This is a genomic window from Belnapia sp. (assembly GCF_059504005.1).
The window spans coordinates 40,812-56,679 of the sequence record NZ_JCACHU010000167.1; the positions used below are offsets into that span (position 1 = coordinate 40,812).

At 72.2% G+C, this 15,868-nt stretch carries 17 protein-coding genes; 10 read left to right on the plus strand and 7 right to left on the minus strand.

Annotated elements, in window-relative coordinates; genetic code table 11:
• The 5 genes from AC5JJ1_RS26860 to AC5JJ1_RS26880 form a co-directional block, all read right to left on the minus strand.
• Positions 1 to 828, minus strand: a complete 828-nt coding sequence (locus AC5JJ1_RS26860; RefSeq protein ID WP_495788194.1) for a hypothetical protein — start codon at positions 826 to 828, stop codon at positions 1 to 3.
• Positions 825 to 2,252, minus strand: a complete 1,428-nt coding sequence (locus tag AC5JJ1_RS26865) for a hypothetical protein (protein WP_495788195.1) — start codon at positions 2,250 to 2,252, stop codon at positions 825 to 827. The genes AC5JJ1_RS26860 and AC5JJ1_RS26865 overlap by 4 nt, the downstream gene beginning before the upstream one ends.
• 89 nt (positions 2,253 to 2,341) lie before the next feature.
• Complete coding sequence (locus AC5JJ1_RS26870; RefSeq protein ID WP_495788196.1) at positions 2,342 to 3,031, minus strand: amino acid ABC transporter permease; 690 nt, start codon at positions 3,029 to 3,031, stop codon at positions 2,342 to 2,344.
• Position 3,032: 1 nt separating this feature from the next.
• A complete protein-coding gene (locus AC5JJ1_RS26875; protein WP_495788197.1) occupies positions 3,033 to 3,866 on the minus strand; it encodes an ABC transporter substrate-binding protein in 834 nt (277 codons plus the stop codon).
• Between the two features lie 10 nt (positions 3,867 to 3,876).
• The gene (locus AC5JJ1_RS26880; protein WP_495788198.1) at positions 3,877 to 4,785 is read right to left on the minus strand and encodes a dihydrodipicolinate synthase family protein; all 909 of its coding nucleotides are present in this window, start codon (positions 4,783 to 4,785) and stop codon (positions 3,877 to 3,879) included.
• A 71-nt stretch (positions 4,786 to 4,856) separates the two neighbouring features.
• Between AC5JJ1_RS26880 and AC5JJ1_RS26885 the strand changes: the two genes are divergently transcribed.
• The 4 genes from AC5JJ1_RS26885 to AC5JJ1_RS26900 all read left to right on the plus strand — a co-directional run bounded on the left by AC5JJ1_RS26885 (position 4,857) and on the right by AC5JJ1_RS26900 (position 10,082).
• Positions 4,857 to 7,706 (plus strand): FAD-dependent oxidoreductase, encoded by a 2,850-nt coding sequence (locus AC5JJ1_RS26885; RefSeq protein ID WP_495788199.1) that lies wholly within the window; start codon positions 4,857 to 4,859, stop codon positions 7,704 to 7,706.
• Between the two features lie 78 nt (positions 7,707 to 7,784).
• Positions 7,785 to 8,762: a phosphogluconate dehydrogenase (NAD(+)-dependent, decarboxylating) gene (gene gnd, locus AC5JJ1_RS26890; protein WP_495788200.1), complete on the plus strand. Its 978-nt coding sequence runs from the start codon at positions 7,785 to 7,787 to the stop codon at positions 8,760 to 8,762.
• A complete protein-coding gene (locus tag AC5JJ1_RS26895; protein ID WP_495788201.1) occupies positions 8,759 to 9,256 on the plus strand; it encodes a gluconokinase in 498 nt (165 codons plus the stop codon). The genes gnd and AC5JJ1_RS26895 overlap by 4 nt, the downstream gene beginning before the upstream one ends.
• The gene (locus AC5JJ1_RS26900) at positions 9,249 to 10,082 is read left to right on the plus strand and encodes a hypothetical protein (protein WP_495788202.1); all 834 of its coding nucleotides are present in this window, start codon (positions 9,249 to 9,251) and stop codon (positions 10,080 to 10,082) included. The genes AC5JJ1_RS26895 and AC5JJ1_RS26900 overlap by 8 nt, the downstream gene beginning before the upstream one ends.
• 7 nt (positions 10,083 to 10,089) lie before the next feature.
• On the opposite strand, the gene AC5JJ1_RS26905 is transcribed toward AC5JJ1_RS26900, so the two are convergent.
• Complete coding sequence (locus AC5JJ1_RS26905; protein ID WP_495788203.1) at positions 10,090 to 10,299, minus strand: hypothetical protein; 210 nt, start codon at positions 10,297 to 10,299, stop codon at positions 10,090 to 10,092.
• Positions 10,300 to 10,452: 153 nt separating this feature from the next.
• Between AC5JJ1_RS26905 and AC5JJ1_RS26910 the strand changes: the two genes are divergently transcribed.
• The 3 genes from AC5JJ1_RS26910 (at position 10,453) to AC5JJ1_RS26920 (ending at position 12,516) form a co-directional block, all read left to right on the plus strand.
• Positions 10,453 to 11,160 (plus strand): ribonuclease activity regulator RraA, encoded by a 708-nt coding sequence (locus AC5JJ1_RS26910; protein WP_495788204.1) that lies wholly within the window; start codon positions 10,453 to 10,455, stop codon positions 11,158 to 11,160.
• Positions 11,157 to 11,582 carry an acyl-CoA thioesterase gene (locus AC5JJ1_RS26915; protein ID WP_495788205.1) on the plus strand — a complete coding sequence of 142 codons (426 nt, stop codon included), beginning with the start codon at positions 11,157 to 11,159 and terminating at the stop codon, positions 11,580 to 11,582. Before AC5JJ1_RS26910 ends, AC5JJ1_RS26915 begins: the two co-directional genes overlap by 4 nt.
• Positions 11,583 to 11,796: 214 nt before the next feature.
• Positions 11,797 to 12,516 carry a response regulator transcription factor gene (locus AC5JJ1_RS26920; RefSeq protein WP_495788206.1) on the plus strand — a complete coding sequence of 240 codons (720 nt, stop codon included), beginning with the start codon at positions 11,797 to 11,799 and terminating at the stop codon, positions 12,514 to 12,516.
• On the opposite strand, the gene AC5JJ1_RS26925 is transcribed toward AC5JJ1_RS26920, so the two are convergent.
• Positions 12,474 to 12,893, minus strand: a complete 420-nt coding sequence (locus AC5JJ1_RS26925) for a response regulator (protein WP_495788207.1) — start codon at positions 12,891 to 12,893, stop codon at positions 12,474 to 12,476. The two genes, AC5JJ1_RS26920 and AC5JJ1_RS26925, sit on opposite strands and share 43 nt — an antisense overlap.
• Before the next feature lie 581 nt (positions 12,894 to 13,474).
• On the opposite strand from AC5JJ1_RS26925, the gene AC5JJ1_RS26930 reads away from it, so the two are divergent.
• The 3 genes from AC5JJ1_RS26930 to AC5JJ1_RS26940 form a co-directional block, all read left to right on the plus strand.
• Positions 13,475 to 14,716, plus strand: coding sequence for an Hsp70 family protein (locus AC5JJ1_RS26930; protein WP_495788208.1), 1,242 nt, complete (start codon positions 13,475 to 13,477; stop codon positions 14,714 to 14,716).
• 525 nt (positions 14,717 to 15,241) lie between these two features.
• Positions 15,242 to 15,655 (plus strand): globin family protein, encoded by a 414-nt coding sequence (locus tag AC5JJ1_RS26935; RefSeq protein WP_495788209.1) that lies wholly within the window; start codon positions 15,242 to 15,244, stop codon positions 15,653 to 15,655.
• Between the two features lie 9 nt (positions 15,656 to 15,664).
• Positions 15,665 to 15,868 (plus strand): hypothetical protein (locus AC5JJ1_RS26940; RefSeq protein ID WP_495788210.1); only part of this gene is annotated, 204 nt, incomplete at its 3' end.

The window sequence follows — 15,868 nt, forward strand, 5'->3', positions numbered from 1 at the left end:
CTACTTCAACAGGCTGAGGCCGCTGAGCAGCCCGCGCAGCGCCTCGAGCCCCGGCCCCGCCGCCTCGCTGTGCAGCGGCCGTCCCTCGGCATTGCCCCGCGCCATGCCGAAGCGGCCGCGGTCCTGCGCCAGCTCCTCGGCGGAGAGCCGCCCGTCGCCGTCATAGTCGAGGCTCTCGACCGTGAGCTGCGCCGCGAGCTGCCCGGCCAGCGCCCCGGCCGCGACGGCGCCGGCGAGCTTGTCGCCCGTCACCCCCTCCTGCACCGCGACCAGCCAGGCGGCGCCGCGGGCGAGCCGCGCCAGCTCCGCCCGCGCCAGCCGGCTATCGCCCGAGACATCGGCCTGCTTCACCACGGCGGCGAAGCAGGCCGCGCCATCCGCCCCGCCGCAGGCCGCCTCGACATGCTCGAGCGCCGCCATCACCGCGACGCCCTCGCCATGCAGCAGCGCCACCTCCGGCGGCACCGTGCCGCAGCGGTGCCAGCGGGCGAGGGGGGCATCGCCCGGCAGCCGGTCCTCGCGCGCCTTGGCATCCGGCTCGGCCGTCTCCAGCGCATCGCCGGCGGCGCGCAGCATCAGCCGCGGCGCCTGGGCCCCGCGCCCGGTGCCGATCAGCCAGCCCTCCTGCTGCCGCATCGCCTGGAAGCGGAGCAGCCTCCCGGCCCCGTCGCGCGGCACCCGCGCCGCGGCGCGATGGGTGAGGTGGAGCAGCGCATCCGGCCGGGCGCAGTCGCCCTGGAACCAGGCGCCCTGCAGCGCCTCCGGCACAGGCTGCGCGGCGGCGAGGCCGGGCGCCAGCAGGAGGGCGAGGAGAAGCAGGCGCCTCATTGCAGCACCACCTCGCGCCCGGCGCAGAGATCGGTGCCGGGCAGGGCGAGCTCCCGCCCGTCGCGGAACACCGCCACCAGGTCCGCTTGGCAGTCGTCCGGCCCGCCGGGCGGGGCGAAGTCCATCGCCTCCCCGGCGCCGAGCACGGTATGGCCGAGCCGGTCCTCGCCGCGCTTGCTGCCCGGCGGGTCGGCATAAAGCTCCACCACCGGCAGGCCGCCGGCATTGCGCAGGCGGATGCTGCCCGGCTGCGGATCCTTCGCCGCCGGCGCGGGCGCGGTCAGCTCATCCACCGTCCAGCCCGGGCGGAGCGCGATGGTGCCGAGCGCGCAGACATCGATGTCGCGCCGCTCCTCCGCCGCGTCATTGTCGAAGACGATGCGGAGGTCGGCCTGGCAGCCGCCCTCCAGCGTCACCGTCTGGCGCCCGCCCGGGGCGATGACCTGGTCGCCGAGGGCATCCTCGCCCCAGTCGTCCTCGTCGGCGGGCGAGAGATAGGCCTCGCGCACCGTGCGGCTGAAGCCGTTCACCAGCGTCAACCGCCGTGCACCGCCCTCGGCGATCACCGGCATGCCGAAGCCGGCCGTCCGCTGCGTGCAGAGGTCGAGGCCGCGCTGCACCTCCTCCCGGTTGTCCTCGAAGACGGCGCGCAGGTCGAAGCGGCATTCCCGCCCCCGCAGGCGGAGGCGGAATTCGCCGCGCGGCTCCACAGTCTCGGCGCCCAGCCGGTCGGCGCCCCAGCCCTCGCGCCCATCGGCGCGGGCGTAGAGCTCACGCAGCACCCGGCGGCCGCGATTGGCCACCGTCACCTCCCGCATCGGGATGCTGGCATCGCCGAAGGCGAGGCGCGGAGTGCGGCAGATGTCCTGCCGCTCGCGCACCTCCTCCTCGTCATTGTCATAGACGGCGCGTACGTCGAAGCTGCAGGCCGTGGTGTTGCGCAGGCGGAGGCGGAACTCCTCGCCGGCCGCGACGGTGCCGCTGCCGAGCCGGTCGGCGCCCCAGTCCCGCGCCCGGCCGGGGCGGTTGCCGGTGGGCGCCAGGTAGAGTTCGCGCAGGGCCCGGTCGGACTGGTTGGCCACGGTCACGTCGCGCGCCGGCCCGGTATCGGCGAAGGCGATGCGCGGGTTGCGGCAGATGTCGGCGCGCCGGCGCATCTCGTCGCCGCCTTCGAAGACGGCGCGCGCCTCGATGCTGCACTCCCGCATGCGGCCGAGCGGCACGCGCAGCGTCGCCCGCGGCGGCAGCACGCCGCTGCCGAGGCGGTCCGCCCCATCCTCGCCGCCGGGGCGGAAGAGGTAGAGCTCCATCATCATGCGGTCCGTGTCGTTGGCGACCACGGCCTCGCGCTGCGCGGGGGGCGTTGGCTGGGCGAGGGCCGGCCCGGCGAGGGCCAGCAGGGCCGCGAGGAGGAGGGGCCGCATCGGGACTCCGGCATCGGTTCGGCGGGACAGTGCCGCCCTGCCACCCGCGGTTGCAAGCCCGGCGCCGATCACGGTCGGTAGGAAGTTCGTCAGCGCCGGTCCGCCGCCTCCTGCCCGTAGCCGCGGCCGTAGCGCCGCTCCAGCCGGCGCTGCACCACCTCCCAGAGCGTGGTGAGGACGAGGTAGTAGAGCGCCGCGACCGCGAAGAGCTCGAGCACGAGGAAGCGCTCCTGGATCAGGATCTGCGTCCGCCGAAGCAGCTCGTCGACCGAGATGACGCTGGCGACGGAGGTGGTCTTCAGCAGCCCGTTCACGCTGTTGCCGAGCGGCGGGATGACGAGGCGCAGCGCCTGCGGCCAGGTCACCAGCCGGAACACCTGCCGCCGGTGCAGCCCGAGCGCCAGCGCCGCCTCCCGCTGCCCCTTCGGCACGGAGAGGATGCCGGCGCGGAGGATCTCGGCGAGATAGGCCGCCTCGTTGAGCGAGAGGCCGAGCAGCGCCGCCTCCCAGACCGAGAAGCGCAGGCCGAGGAGCGGCAGCCCGGTATAGATGACGAGCAGCTGCACCAGCAGCGGCGTGCCGCGGAAGATCCAGCAGTAGAACTGCGCGATGCCCCTGAGGACCCGGCTGGAGGCCAGCCGCATGACGGCGATGCCGAGCCCGATCAACAGCCCGCAGAACAGCGAGGCCGCGGTGAGCGCGACGGAGATCGCCGCGCCCTCGAGCAGATAGGCATTGAAGAGGTAGTCGAGGAACCCGTCCCAGCGCCAGGCCGTCACGTCACGCGGGACCGACCACCTCGAAGGCGCCCTCGTATTCCTTGACGCCGTAGCGGTCGAACAGCGCCTTGAGCGACCCGTCGGCCCGCATCTCCGTCAGCACGCCGGCAACGGCGGTGGCCAGCGTCTTGCTGCGGAAGCCGAAATTGATCGGCGTGCCGTAGAGCCCGCTGATGGCGCGGGTGAAGTCGCCGCGCTCCTCGTATTCCTTGCCGGTGCTGTCGATGGAGATCGCCGCGTCGAGCTGCCCGACCCGCAGCGCCTGGAAGGAGACGGCGAAATTGTCGAAGGGCCGGATGGTGATCGGCTTCAGGCCCTTCTCCTCCAGCGCCTTGGCGATGTCCTGGGTGCGGCGGAACTCGAAGCCGCCCTGCTCCACGCCGACCGTCAGCCCCGCCATGTCCTCGATGCGGGCGACCTTCCGGGGGTTGCCGCGCGGCACGCTGACGCTGATCGCCTGCTCCTCGTAGCGGACGAGGTACATGAGCTTGGCGCGTTCCTCCGTGTAGAACATGCCCGTGTTGATCATGTCCCAGCGCCGCGCCGCGAGGCCCGGGATCATCGCGGCGAATTCGACGCGCACATGCTCGACGCCGAGGCAGAGCCGCTTCGCGATCTCCGCCCCCAGCTCCACCCGCATGCCGACGAGCTGGCCCTGGCTGTTGACGAATTGCATCGGCGGCAGCGTCGGGTTGGTGGAGAGGGTGAGCGTCCGCGCCTTCACCAGCTCGCCATCGGCGACTTTCGGCGCGCAGCTCTGCCCAGAAGCAGGTTGGCCGAAGGCAGGCAGGCTGACGGCGGCGCAGGCGGCGCCGAGCAGGGAACGGCGAAGCATCAGGGCACTCCTATTCCGCGGCCGCACGGGCGGCCGGCATCGCGCCCATCGCTTGCAAGATCGAGGCCAGGACCGGAACGTCCCGCTCCGGCAGCGGCAGGCGCGGCGGGCGCGGGTCGCCCATCTCCATCCCCATCAGCCGGAAGCCCGCCTTGGTGCCGGAGACGTAGCGCGGCCCGCCGACCCGGGGCAGCAGCGGCGCCAGCTTGCGGTAGAGCGGCAGCGCCTTGTCCCGGTCCGCCTCGAAGGCCGCGGCGGCGAACATGTCGCGCGACAGGCGGGGAACGAGGTTGCTGCACACCGCGACCCAGCCGATGGCGCCGAGCCAGGCGCTCTCATAGCCGAGCACACCCGCAAAAACCTCCATCCGGTCGCCGCAAAGCGCGATGATGTCGCGCACCCGCGTCACCTCCAGCGTGCTCTCCTTGACGTAGCGGCAGTTGGGGATGGTCGAGAGCCGGGCGAGCGTCGCGGGCAGCAGGTCGACATTCGCCGTCGCCGGGTTGTTGTAGACCATGATGGGGATGCCGATCGCATCGGCGACGGTCTTGTAGTGGTGGAAGAGCTCGTCCTCCGTCGGCACCGCGTAGAAGGGCGGGATGATCATCACCCCATCCGCGCCGAGCGCCTCCGCCTCGCGCGACAGCGCCACCACCTCCCGCGTGTCCTCGGCGCCGGTGCCGACCAGCACCGGCACGCGGCCAGCCGCCGTCTGCACCACCGTCTCGGTGATCGCCGTCCGCTCCTCGCGGCTCACGCTCAGGAACTCGCCGGTGGAGCCGAGCGGGATCAGCCCGTCGATCCCCTCGGCGATCTGGAATTCCACCAGCCGCTCCAGCGCCTTGAGGTCGACGGCCGTGCCATCGGCGGTGAACGGGGTGATGAGGACCGTGTAGGTCCCACGGAACGGCCCGGCCATGCTGCTTGCCCCCTCGATCCTGCATGCGATGATGCCGGACTGAACAGGAACTGGCCCGAGCCGGCAAGCGCATGCGCCTCACCCATCCCGATATCCGGCCTGCCGCCGCGCCCATTCGCATCACCTTCGATGGCGAGGCGCTCGAGGCGCTGCCGGGCGAGACCATCGCCGCCACCCTCTCCGCCGCCGGCATCCTTGCCTACCGGGAGACGCCGAGCGGAGCCCCGCGCGGCCTCCATTGCGGCATGGGCGCCTGCTTCGATTGCTTGGTGACGGTGGACGGCAGGCCGGGCCAACGCGCCTGCCTGACCAAAGTGCAGGATGGCATGGCAGTGGGCGGCGCGCCGCCCGCCGCACCCGCACCGCTTGCCGCCGCGCCCGAAGCGATCCCGGAGCGGGAGTGCGACGTGCTGGTCATCGGCGCCGGCCCCGCCGGCCTCTCCGCCGCCCGCGCCGCCGCCGAGGCCGGCGCCCGCGTCCTGGTATTGGATGAGCGCGGCGAAGCCGGCGGCCAGTACCTAAAGCCGCTCGCCGTCTCGCACAGCCATGCCGCGCCCGATGCCCAATTCCGCAAGGGCGAGACGCTGCGCGCCCTCGCCCAGGCCGCCGGCGCCGAGATCCTGACCGGCGCCACCGTCTGGGGCGGCTTCGCCCCGGACGAGATCGGCGCGCTGGTCGACGGCGCCGCCGTCACCTTCCGCCCGCGGCGCCTGATCCTCGCTGCCGGCGCGCATGAGCGCCCCGTGCCCGTCCCCGGCTGGACCCTGCCCGGCGTGATGACCACCGGCGGGATGCAGACCCTGGCGCGGGCCAACCGCGTCTCCCCCGGGCGGCGGATCGTCATCGCCGGCAACGGCCCGCTGAACCTGCAGCTCGCCTGCGAATTGCTGGACGGCGGGGCGGAGGTCGTGGCCGTCGCCGAGGCCGCCCCGCGTCCCGGCCTCTCCCAGTGGCGCGACGCCGCTCGCATCCTCCGCGCCTCGCCCGACCTCGCCTGGGACGGGCTCCGCTACCTCCGGCGCCTGCGCCGGGCCGGTGTGCCCGTGCTCTGGGGCTCCACCATCCTCGCCTGCGAGGGCGAAGGGCGCTTTGCCGCTCTCCACCTGCGGACGCCCGAGGGCGAGCGCCGCATCGAGGCCGATGCCTGCGCCCTCAACCTAGGCTTCCAGCCGGAAACCGGCCTCGCCCGCGCGCTCGGCGCCGAGCACCGCTTCACCGGCGAGCGGCTGGAGACGGTGACGGCGGAGGATGGGCGCACCTCCCTCGCACCGGTCTTCGCAGTCGGCGACGGGGCGGCGATCGGCGGGGCCCGCATCGCGCTGGCCCGCGGGCGCCTTGCCGGGCTGGCCGCCGCCGCCGATCTCGGCCTCTCCGCCGCCGATGCCGCGCCGGCGCGGGCGGCGCTGCGCCGGGCGCTCGCCTTCCAGGCCGGGCTCTGGCGCCTCTTCGCCGCCCCGCCCCACGACATCGCCGCGCTGCCGGACGAGACCATCCTCTGCCGCTGCGAGGAGGTAACGGCCGGCCGCCTCCGCGCCGAGCAGGCCGCCGGCTTCCGCTCATTGGCCGGGCTGAAGAAGGCGACGCGCGCCGGCATGGGCCGCTGCCAGGGGCGCATGTGCTCCACCTCCGTCGCCCGGCTCTGCGGCGTCGCCGAGGAGGCCGGCTTTGCCGCCCCGCGCGCCCCGGTGAAGCCCGTCCCCGCCGCCGCGCTGATGCTGGAACTGCCCGAGGGCGGCGACTGGCCCAGCTTCCCGCTGCCGCATTACAATCAGTGGACCGCCCGCCCCGCCGCGCCGCTGGCCGAGGCCTGCGACGTGCTGGTGATCGGCGGCGGCGCCCTCGGCCTCTCGACGGCGATGTACCTCGCCCGCGAGGGCACGGACGTGCTGCTGGTGGAGCGCGGCGAGGCCGGCATGGCCGCCAGCACCGCCAATGCCGGCAGTCTCCATGTCCAGCTCCTCACCTATGACTTCGACGGCGAGCAGGAGACCGGCCCGGCGCTCGACCGCCTGCCGCTCGGCCCGCGAAGCATCGCCCTCTGGCGCGAGATCGCCGAGGCGGCGGGGGAGGGGCTTGGCATCCGCACCGAGGGCGGGCTGATGCTGGCCGAGACGGAGGAGCAGTTCCGCTGGCTCCGCGCCAAGGTCGGGGCCGAGCGGGCGCGGGGGATCGAGAGCCACCTGCTCGGCGCCAATGAGCTGATGAGCCTCGCCCCCTATCTCGGCCCGCATTTCATCGGCGCCGGCTTCGCCCCGGGCGAGGGGCAGATCGACCCCCTGCGCGGCACCCTCGCCCTCCGCCGCCTGGCCGCTACGGCCGGCGCCCGGCTGCGGGAGGGGGTGGAGGTGCAGGCCATCGCCCGCGAGGGGGGCGGCTTCGCCGTGCAGGCGGCAGGCGGCGCCATCCGCGCCGGGCGGGTGGTGAATTGCGCCGGCGCCCATGCCGGGCGGATCGCCGCCATGCTCGGCCTCGCCCTTCCGGTGATCGGCTCCGTCCAGCAGGTGATCGCCACCGAGGGCGTGGCGCCGGTGATGCGCCATCTCGTCGCCCATGCCGGGCGGCATCTCTCGCTGAAGCAGGGGGATGGCGGCCATGTGCTGGTCGGCGGCGGCTGGCCCGGCCTGCTCGACGGCCGCGGCGCCCCGCGCAACCTGCGCCGCTCCATCGAGGGCAATCTCTGGGTCGCCGGCCGCGTCCTGCCGGGCTTGGCTGGCATGCAAGCCATCCGCGCCTGGACCGGCCTCGCGGTGGAGGTCGACCGCGCGCCCCTGCTGGGCGAGGTGCCCGGGGTGCCCGGCCTCTTCCATGCCGTCACCAGCAACGGCTACACCCTGGCCCCCATTGCCGGCAAGATGACGGCCGATGCGGTGCTCGGCCGCGGCGAGGTCCCGCCGGAGTTCACCTTGGCTCGATTTGGCTAATTGGCGGACTCAAAGAAATAGATGAGAGGTTCGGGGAGAATACCTTCTCCCCGATCTTGTTTTGGGGAGTGTGGACGGATGCAACTCGGCATGGTCGGCCTCGGCCGCATGGGCGGCAACATCGTGCGGCGCCTGCTTCGCGCCGGCCATGACTGCGTGGCCTATGACCGCGACCCCGCTCCCGGCGCCATCCTCGCCAAGGAGGGCGCCCGCGCCGTGGACAGCCTCGAGGCCATGGTCGCCGCCCTCGATGCCCCGCGCGCCATCTGGATCATGCTGCCGAACGGCGCCCCGACCGAGCAGGCGGTCGAGACCCTCGCCGGTCTGCTCTCGCCCGGCGACGTGCTGATCGATGGCGGCAACTCCATGTGGAAGGACAGCGTCCGCCGCGGCACCGCGCTGCGGGCCAAGGGGATGCATTTCCTCGACATCGGCACCTCCGGCGGCGTCTGGGGCCTGGAGCGCGGCTATTCGATGATGATCGGCGGCGAGGACGAGGTGGTCCGCCGGCTCGACCCCATCCTCGCCGCCCTTGCCCCTGGCAAGGCCTCCGCCCCGCCGACGCCGGGCTATGCCGGCGACCCGCGGCCAGAGCAGGGCTATGTCCATGCCGGGCCGAACGGCGCCGGCCACTTCACCAAGATGATCCACAACGGCATCGAGTACGGCATGATGCAGGCCTTCGCCGAGGGCCTCGACATCCTGAAGCATGCCGACAGCGACGCCCTGCCCGAGGACCAGCGCTTCACCCTCAACATCGCCGAGATCACCGAGGCCTGGCGCCGCGGCAGCGTCGTCGCCTCCTGGCTGCTCGACCTGACGGCCCAGGCGCTCGCCGGGGACCCGGCGCTGGAGGGCTTCTCCGGCCATGTCTCCGACAGCGGCGAAGGGCGCTGGACCGTCCAGGCCGCCTTGGAGACGGCGGTCGCCGCCCCTGTCCTCTCCGCCGCGCTCTATGCCCGCTTCACCAGCCGCGACGAGGCGCGCTTCAGCGGCAAGGTCCTCTCCGCCCAGCGCAAGGGCTTCGGTGGCCATCTGGAACAGCCGAAGAAATGACCCCGCTCGTCCTGGTGATGGGCGTCTCCGGCGCCGGCAAGAGCACGGTCGGCAGCCTTCTCGCGGAGCGGCTCGGCGTGCCCTTCGCCGATGCCGACAGCTTCCACCCGCCCGCCAACATCGCCAAGATGAGCCGCGGCGAGCCGCTGACGGACGAGGACCGCTGGCCCTGGCTGGACGCCATCGGCGCCTGGCTCGACGAGCGCGGGCCGCTAGGCGGCGTCGCCACCTGCTCCGCGCTGAAGCAGGCCTATCGCGACCGCCTGCTGGCGGGCCGCCCCGCCGTCCGCCTCCTGTTTCTGGCGGGCGACCCGGCGCTGATTGGCGCCCGCCAGGCGGAGCGGCCGGGCCACTTCATGCCGCCGAGCCTCATGGCCAGCCAATTCGCCACGCTGGAGCCGCCGGCGCCGGACGACCGCACCGTCATCCTCTCCGTCGCCCCGCCGCCGGAGCAGATCGTGGAGGCCGCGCTCGCCGCCCTGCGCCATGGCTGAGATGCCGGTCGCCTTCATGGCCGACGACGCCTATGCCGGCTGGGCGCGCAGCTTCCTGGCCAGCCTGCGCGACCAGGCGCCGGAGGTGCCCCTGCTCTGCATCCCCTATGGCGACCGGCTCGACCGCATCGCCGACCTCCGCGCCGAGTACGGCTTCCGCATGGTGGAGGCCGACTACGCCGCCATCGACGCCTTCGCCGACCAGTGCTTCCCCGGCCTGCCGCCGCGCCGCCGCAACCTGCGCAAGCTCGCCGCGCTGGACGCGCCCGGCGCGCCCTATCTCTACCTCGACTGCGACCAGCTGGTGACGGCCCCGCTGGCCCCGCTGCTCGCCCGCCTCGCCGCGGCGGATGCCGACCTGGTCTACTGGGCGACCAGCAGCGACTGGGTCTATGCCGCCGAGGCGCGGCCCGAGATGGCCGGGCGCTTCCCCGGCGCCCCGCTCTTCTCCGCCGGCAACTACGCCATGCTCCGCCGCGGCTTCGCCTCAGCGGCCGTGATGGCGCTGATCCGCGAGCATGACGCGCTCTACCGCCGCGTCCGCGGGCCGCACGGCTTCGACCAGCCGCTGATGAACCTTGCCTGCCACCTCGTCGGCTTCCGCCTGCTGCCGCTGCACGAGGCGGCGCCCGGCTATACCGGGGAGGGCTTCTATCTCGACCGCTCGCTCGGCCTCGATGCCGAGGGCTGCCTGCGCCGCGGCGAGGCGCGCGTCGTCTCGGTCCACTGGGCGGGCGACGACAAGACCGGCACGCCGGAGGCCCTGGCCCCGCTCGTCGCCCGCTACGCGCCGGCGCCGCTGGTCCCCGGCCCCGGCCCCGGTTGAGCCGCGCTCACCGCCGATTCGCCACCGCCATCGCCGCCAGCTGCCGGGCATGGTCCGACTGCTTGCCGAAATCCTCGGCCAGGGCCAGCAGGGAGGCCCGCTGCGGATGCTCGGCGAGCAGCTCGGCCAGGCGCCGGCATTCCTCCGCTTTGGTCTTGAACCAGTCCGCGTCCCAATGGCTCTCGAACCCGGCCGGCCGTGTTTCGAACTCCGACATGTCGCCCCCTTGTCGATCGAGGAATGAAACCGGTGCCTCAACGGCCCGGCCAGGCGAAGGTTCGGCCCCCCGCACCGGCGCGCCCCGGCGCGCCGGCGATTTCGCCGGGGCGGCGTTTGCTCTAAGCCGATGCGCCGCAGAAGGAGCAAGCCCATGGCCCTCGACCCCGCCACCCGCGCCAGGCTGGAGCGGATCACCACCGCCACCATCACCACCGTCCTGCTGAAGCGGGGGCTGCGCAACATCTGGCTCCGCGGCACGCCGCCCTTCACCCCGGCGGCCAAGGGCCAGCGCTTCGTCGGCCCCGCCTTCACCCTCCGCTTCATCCCCGCCCGCGAGGACCTGGCGACGCCGGAGAGCTGGTCCTCGCCGAAGTCGACGCGCGCCGCCATCGAGGCGATGCCGGAAGGCTGCATCGTCGTCGCCGATGCGAGGGGCGTCACCGATGCCGGCATCTTCGGCGACATCCTCTGCGCCCGGCTCGTCAAGCGCGGCGTCACCGCCCTCGTCACGGATGGCGCGGTGCGCGACGTGGCGGGCGTCATCGGCACCGGCCTGCCCGTCTTCTGCTCCGGCGGCGCGGCGCCGCCCTCGGTCGCCGGCCTCACCTTCGTCGACTGGGAGGAGCCGGTGGGCTGCGGCGGCGTCGCCGTCTTCCCGGGCGACGTGATCGTCGCCGACGATGACGGCGCCGTCTGCATCCCCGCGGCCTTCGTCGAGGAGGTCGCCGCGACCGGCGAGGAGCAGGAGCGGCTCGAGGCCTGGATCATCGGCAAGGTCGAGGCCGGCGAATCCCTGCCCGGCCTCTACCCGCCCGATGCCGGGAACAAGGCCCGCTACGAGGCCGAGAAGGGGAAGTGAGGCCCACCCCGCCCGGCCCCGAGCGCTTCCCCGCCTGGACGGAGGAGAAGCTGCGGATCGCCGATACCGACCTCAACGGCCACATCAACAACGGCGCCTTCGGCGCCCTGTTCGAGGCCGGGCGGGGGGAGCTCCTGACCGAGATCGCCGGGCCGCCCGCGGCGCGGGAGGTGGCGATCGCCCTGGCCCGCGTCGAGATCGACTACCTGCGCGAGCTGCACTACCCCGGCCGCGTGCGGATCGGCACCGTCGTCGCCCGCATCGGCGGCAGCAGCTTCGCGCTGCAACAGGGCCTCTTCGCCGGCGAGGCCTGCCATGCGGCCGCGCTCTCGGTCATGGTGGTACTCGACCGCACGACGCGCCGCGCCGCCGCCATCCCGCCCGCGCTGCGCGCCGCCCTGGAGAGGCTGCGGGCGCCCTGACGCGCCCGGCCCGTCACCGCCCGGGCCATTCGGCGCCGTCATGGCGTCCCCGCCAGGCCACGAGATGTCTCATCCCGTCGTATACAACCTCAAGATTTCTTAAATAAAAGACAAAACTCGCGTTTGGGTGATTGGAGCAAGCGCCTCTCAACCGTTAGATGGGTACTGCGGGCAGCCTGCCGTGCCCGAGCTCCTTCCCTCCCGGGAGACCTACATGTCCGCCCTGCGCCAGATCCTTATCGTCGAGGACGACGCCGCGCTGCGCGCCACGCTGGCCGAGCAGATCCTGCTCGACGGCGGGTTCAGCGCCGACGAGGCCGAGAGCGTGGCCGAGGCCGAGGCCAAGCTTGCCCGTGCCGATGCCCGCTACGACGCGATCCTGCTCGATGTCGGCCTGCCCGATGCGGATGGGCGGGACTTCTGCGCCAAGCTCCGCCGCGCCGGCCGGCACATGCCCGTCATCATGCTGACCGGCGCCGATGACGAGCAGGACGTTGTCCGTGGCCTCGATGCCGGCGCCAACGATTACCTCGCCAAGCCCTTCCGCCTGCCGGAGCTGCTGGCCCGCCTCCGGGCCCAACTCCGCGTCTACGACAACACCGAGGATGCGAGCTTCCTCATCGGCCCTTATGTCTTCCGCCCGAGCCAGCGCCTGCTGCAGGAGCCAGCGCGCAACCGCCGGCTTCGCCTGACCGACAAGGAATGCGCGATCCTGAAGCTTCTCTACCGGGCCGGCGGCAAGACCGTGCCGCGGCCGGTGCTGCTGCAGGAGGTCTGGAACTACAGCAGCGCCGTCTCCACCCACACCCTGGAGACGCATATCTACCGCCTGCGCCAGAAGATCGAGGCGGACCCGGCCCGGCCGCGCCTCGTCCTCACCGACCACAACGGCTACAGGTTGGACGCCACCATCCTGGCCGCCGAGGAGCGCTGACGCCGCCGCGCCGTCCGCCCCGCGCGGTCGAGCGCGAGCACGGTCCGGGTCAGCGCCATCGGGTCGAAGGGCTTGTGGAAGACCCGCTCCCAGTCGGAGAAGGCATGGGCGCCGAAGAGTTCCGGGCTGCCGGTCTCGTAGACGACCAGCAGCCCCGGCCGTTTCAGCCGCGCCTTCCCCGCCAGGACGAGGCCGTCATCCCCCGGCCCCAGGTCGAGGTCGGTCACCAGCACATCGATGCGTTGCGAGGCATCTTCGATGAGCGCCAGCGCCCCTCTGGCATTCTCCGCCTCAAGGATGTCGAGTCCGACCGCCTCGAAGAAATCGGCGAGGGTGAGACGCACCATGGCGTCGTCCTCGACCAGCAGCACCGTCATCCTCCGGGTCCTTCCGCCGCCTGAAGCGACATGACTTCAGGTTGAAATCATGCAACGTCCTTGAGCACGCGAGTCATCACGGGCCCGAAAGCCCACACGGACGTTACCCGCATAGGTTGTAGATGTGGGAATGAATACACGTTCAATCCTGATGCTCTGCCGCGTCGTGGATCTGCTGCGTGAGGCCGGGCTGGTACTGACCGATTGCGACGGGCGGCCCGAGCGCCTGCCCGACCGGAAGGGCGACCGGGTGCGGGTGATCATTCCCGGCAAGTCCCCGCCCCGCGAGCGATACCCAGGCGGAATGCCATGCTCAGCAAGCGGGAGCGCTGGAACTTCGTCTTTCCGGCCTCCTTAAGCAGCACACGCTACTTGAGAAGGGATCGTCATCATGCCGCAAATGTTTGACTGGATCTTCTACGCCATCATGCTTCCGCCTCCGCTTCTGCTGCTTTGGGACTGGATGCGCAGCCGCTAGGCTTCTTGCCGGTTCTTTTGGAGGATTGTCCGAGACGGCTGGGCTCGACCAGCCTTGCTGCTTCGGCTAACACGCGCCCCCTTCCGCCTCAGGGGGCGCCCGCATGCAACCCGTCATCGGCATCGATTTCGGCACCACCAACAGCGTCGTCGCGCGCCTGCTGCCCGATGGCCGCTTAGAGGCCGCCCGCTTTCCCTTCGGCGGGGAGATGCTCGACGTCTTCCGCACCGTGCTCTGCTTCGGCGCCAGGGCAGGCGGCGCCCCGCAGCATGCCGCAGGCCCCGCCGCCATCGAGGCCTATCTGGAGGACCCGCTGGCCAGCCGGCTCATCATGTCGATGAAGTCCTACCTGGCGCAGCGCAGCTTCAGCGAGACGCGCATCCTCGCCCGCAGCTTCACGCTGGAGGCCCTGATTGCCCTCTTCCTCCGCGCCCTGCTGCCGGCCGAGCCCGGCGCCCGCATCATCGCCGGCCGCCCCGTCCGCTTCGCCGGCGACATGCCCGATGACGTGCTCGGCGAGGGGCGCCTGCGCGCCGCCTTCGCCGCCGCCGGCTGGGAGGATGTCGACCTCGCCCTCGAGCCCGAGGCCGCCGGCTATCGCTTCGCCCATGGGCTCGGCGGCGCGGCGACGGTGCTGGTCGGCGATTTCGGCGGCGGCACCAGCGACTTCTCCGTCCTGCGCTACGAGCCGGGCGGCGTCACCGCGCTCGGCCATGCCGGCATCGGTATCGCCGGCGACAGCTTCGACTACCGCATCATCGACCATGTCGTCTCGCCCCGGCTCGGCCGTAACGACAGCTACCGGGTGATGGGCAAGCCGATGCCGATTCCCGCTGCCTGGTACACCGGCTTCGCCCGCTGGCACCGCCTGTCGCTGATGCGCGCACCCAAGGTTCTGCGCGACATCGCCGAGGTCGCCCGCACTGCCGACCATCCGGAGCGCCTGCACCACCTCATCGCGCTGATCGAGGAGGAGGCCGGCTATGCCCTCTACCGCGCCGTCTCCGGCGTGAAGGCCGCGCTTTCCCACGCCCCGCGCGCGATGCTGTCCTTCCGCCACGAGGATTTCCAGGTTGAGGCCGAAATCGGCCGCGCCGATTTCCAGGCGTGGATCGCTCCCGACCTCGCCCGCCTCGGCGCCGCCATCGACGGGGCGCTGGCGGAGGCTCGGCTGCCGCATGAGGCGGTCGACCGCGTCTTCCTCACCGGCGGCACCTCCCTGGTGCCGGCGGTGCGCCGCCTGTTCGAGGCGCGCTTCGGGCCGGAGCGGCTGGCGGGCGGCGGCGAATTCGTCTCGGTCGCGGAGGGGCTGGCGCTGATCGGCCGGGCACGAGCTGCCGCTTAACGAAATAAGAATAATATCCTAGTCTTTAATGCGCAACAGGTCCGAAGCCTATCTTGGTCACCCCTGGCCTCCGAATGCGGCGCATTCCCAGGGCGGTTTCCGTTCGCACCGGCTCCGGAAGCCGCCCTGATCCTTCGCCAGGACGACGAATCGCTCCGGTCACGTGCCTCCACCGGTTCGGGGCTTGCCCCGGGCATGCGGAGCCGTGATCCAGGCCAGGCTCGATGGGTCGACTCGTGGGCAACGCGGCGCGGGATGCCTTTCCTCGGCATCGAGCGACTGACGGAGGAAACGGGCAAGACCCGGAGCACATGCGAGGCCGCGCGCCTGGCTGAAACCCGCCTCAAGCCCTCAAATCCTCAACTCCGCGAGCCGGACCTCCAGGCTTGCCAACGGCTTGTCCTGCCGCCGGTCATCCCGGCCTTAACGCCTTCAAGCCACGCCTCCAATCCTGCGCCCACGGGCCGGTTGCCCGGCCTCGCCGGATGCGGCGAGATGGCGCCTCACCCGCAAAGGACCCCCTGCATGACTCCAGAACAGGCCAGCCTCGTCCAGGACAGCTTCCGCCAAGTGGCGCCGATCAGGGACAAGGCTGCCGCGATTTTCTACGCCCGGCTCTTCAACACGGATTCGACCACGCCGCCGCTCTTCGCCGGCAAGGACATGCAGGAACAGGGCGCGAAGCTGATGGCGACGCTCGGCATGATCGTCGCCGGGCTGAAGCGGCCGGAGGAGATCATCCCCGCCGCCCAGGCGCTTGCACGCCGGCATGCCGGCTACGGCGTGACCGAGGCGCAGTATGCGACGGTCGGCGCCGCGCTGCTCTGGACCCTGCGCCAGGGCCTGGGCGAGGGCTTCACGGCGGAAGTGGAGGCTGCCTGGACTGCTGCCTATTCGCTCCTCGCCGGCGTGATGATCGAGGCGGCGCAGGCTGCCTGAGGCCGGGCCATGATCAGCCTTCGCCGGATCGGGGATCGTGCCCGGCTTGCGGCGAACACGTTCCGTGAAGGTTCCGATAGGGCGGAAACACCTCATGCGAGGTGTTTGCTCGAGGAAACAATGAACCAGGGCGGCTTCCGTGAGCCGGCGCAAACGGCACCCGCTCTAGCAGCCTGTCGGATTCCCATCTGGTCTGAAATCGGCGAATCTGGC

Coding starts and splice junctions, on each gene's coding strand:
- AC5JJ1_RS26860 (WP_495788194.1), bottom strand. CDS start 828: ATGAGGCGCCTGCTTCTCCTCGCCCTCCTGCTGGCGCCCGGCCTCGCC.
- AC5JJ1_RS26865 (WP_495788195.1), bottom strand. CDS start 2,252: ATGCGGCCCCTCCTCCTCGCGGCCCTGCTGGCCCTCGCCGGGCCGGCC.
- AC5JJ1_RS26875 (WP_495788197.1), bottom strand. CDS start 3,866: ATGCTTCGCCGTTCCCTGCTCGGCGCCGCCTGCGCCGCCGTCAGCCTG.
- AC5JJ1_RS26880 (WP_495788198.1), bottom strand. CDS start 4,785: ATGGCCGGGCCGTTCCGTGGGACCTACACGGTCCTCATCACCCCGTTC.
- AC5JJ1_RS26885 (WP_495788199.1), top strand. CDS start 4,857: ATGCGCCTCACCCATCCCGATATCCGGCCTGCCGCCGCGCCCATTCGC.
- gnd (WP_495788200.1), top strand. CDS start 7,785: ATGCAACTCGGCATGGTCGGCCTCGGCCGCATGGGCGGCAACATCGTG.
- AC5JJ1_RS26895 (WP_495788201.1), top strand. CDS start 8,759: ATGACCCCGCTCGTCCTGGTGATGGGCGTCTCCGGCGCCGGCAAGAGC.
- AC5JJ1_RS26900 (WP_495788202.1), top strand. CDS start 9,249: ATGGCTGAGATGCCGGTCGCCTTCATGGCCGACGACGCCTATGCCGGC.
- AC5JJ1_RS26905 (WP_495788203.1), bottom strand. CDS start 10,299: ATGTCGGAGTTCGAAACACGGCCGGCCGGGTTCGAGAGCCATTGGGAC.
- AC5JJ1_RS26910 (WP_495788204.1), top strand. CDS start 10,453: ATGGCCCTCGACCCCGCCACCCGCGCCAGGCTGGAGCGGATCACCACC.
- AC5JJ1_RS26920 (WP_495788206.1), top strand. CDS start 11,797: ATGTCCGCCCTGCGCCAGATCCTTATCGTCGAGGACGACGCCGCGCTG.
- AC5JJ1_RS26925 (WP_495788207.1), bottom strand. CDS start 12,893: ATGACGGTGCTGCTGGTCGAGGACGACGCCATGGTGCGTCTCACCCTC.
- AC5JJ1_RS26930 (WP_495788208.1), top strand. CDS start 13,475: ATGCAACCCGTCATCGGCATCGATTTCGGCACCACCAACAGCGTCGTC.
- AC5JJ1_RS26935 (WP_495788209.1), top strand. CDS start 15,242: ATGACTCCAGAACAGGCCAGCCTCGTCCAGGACAGCTTCCGCCAAGTG.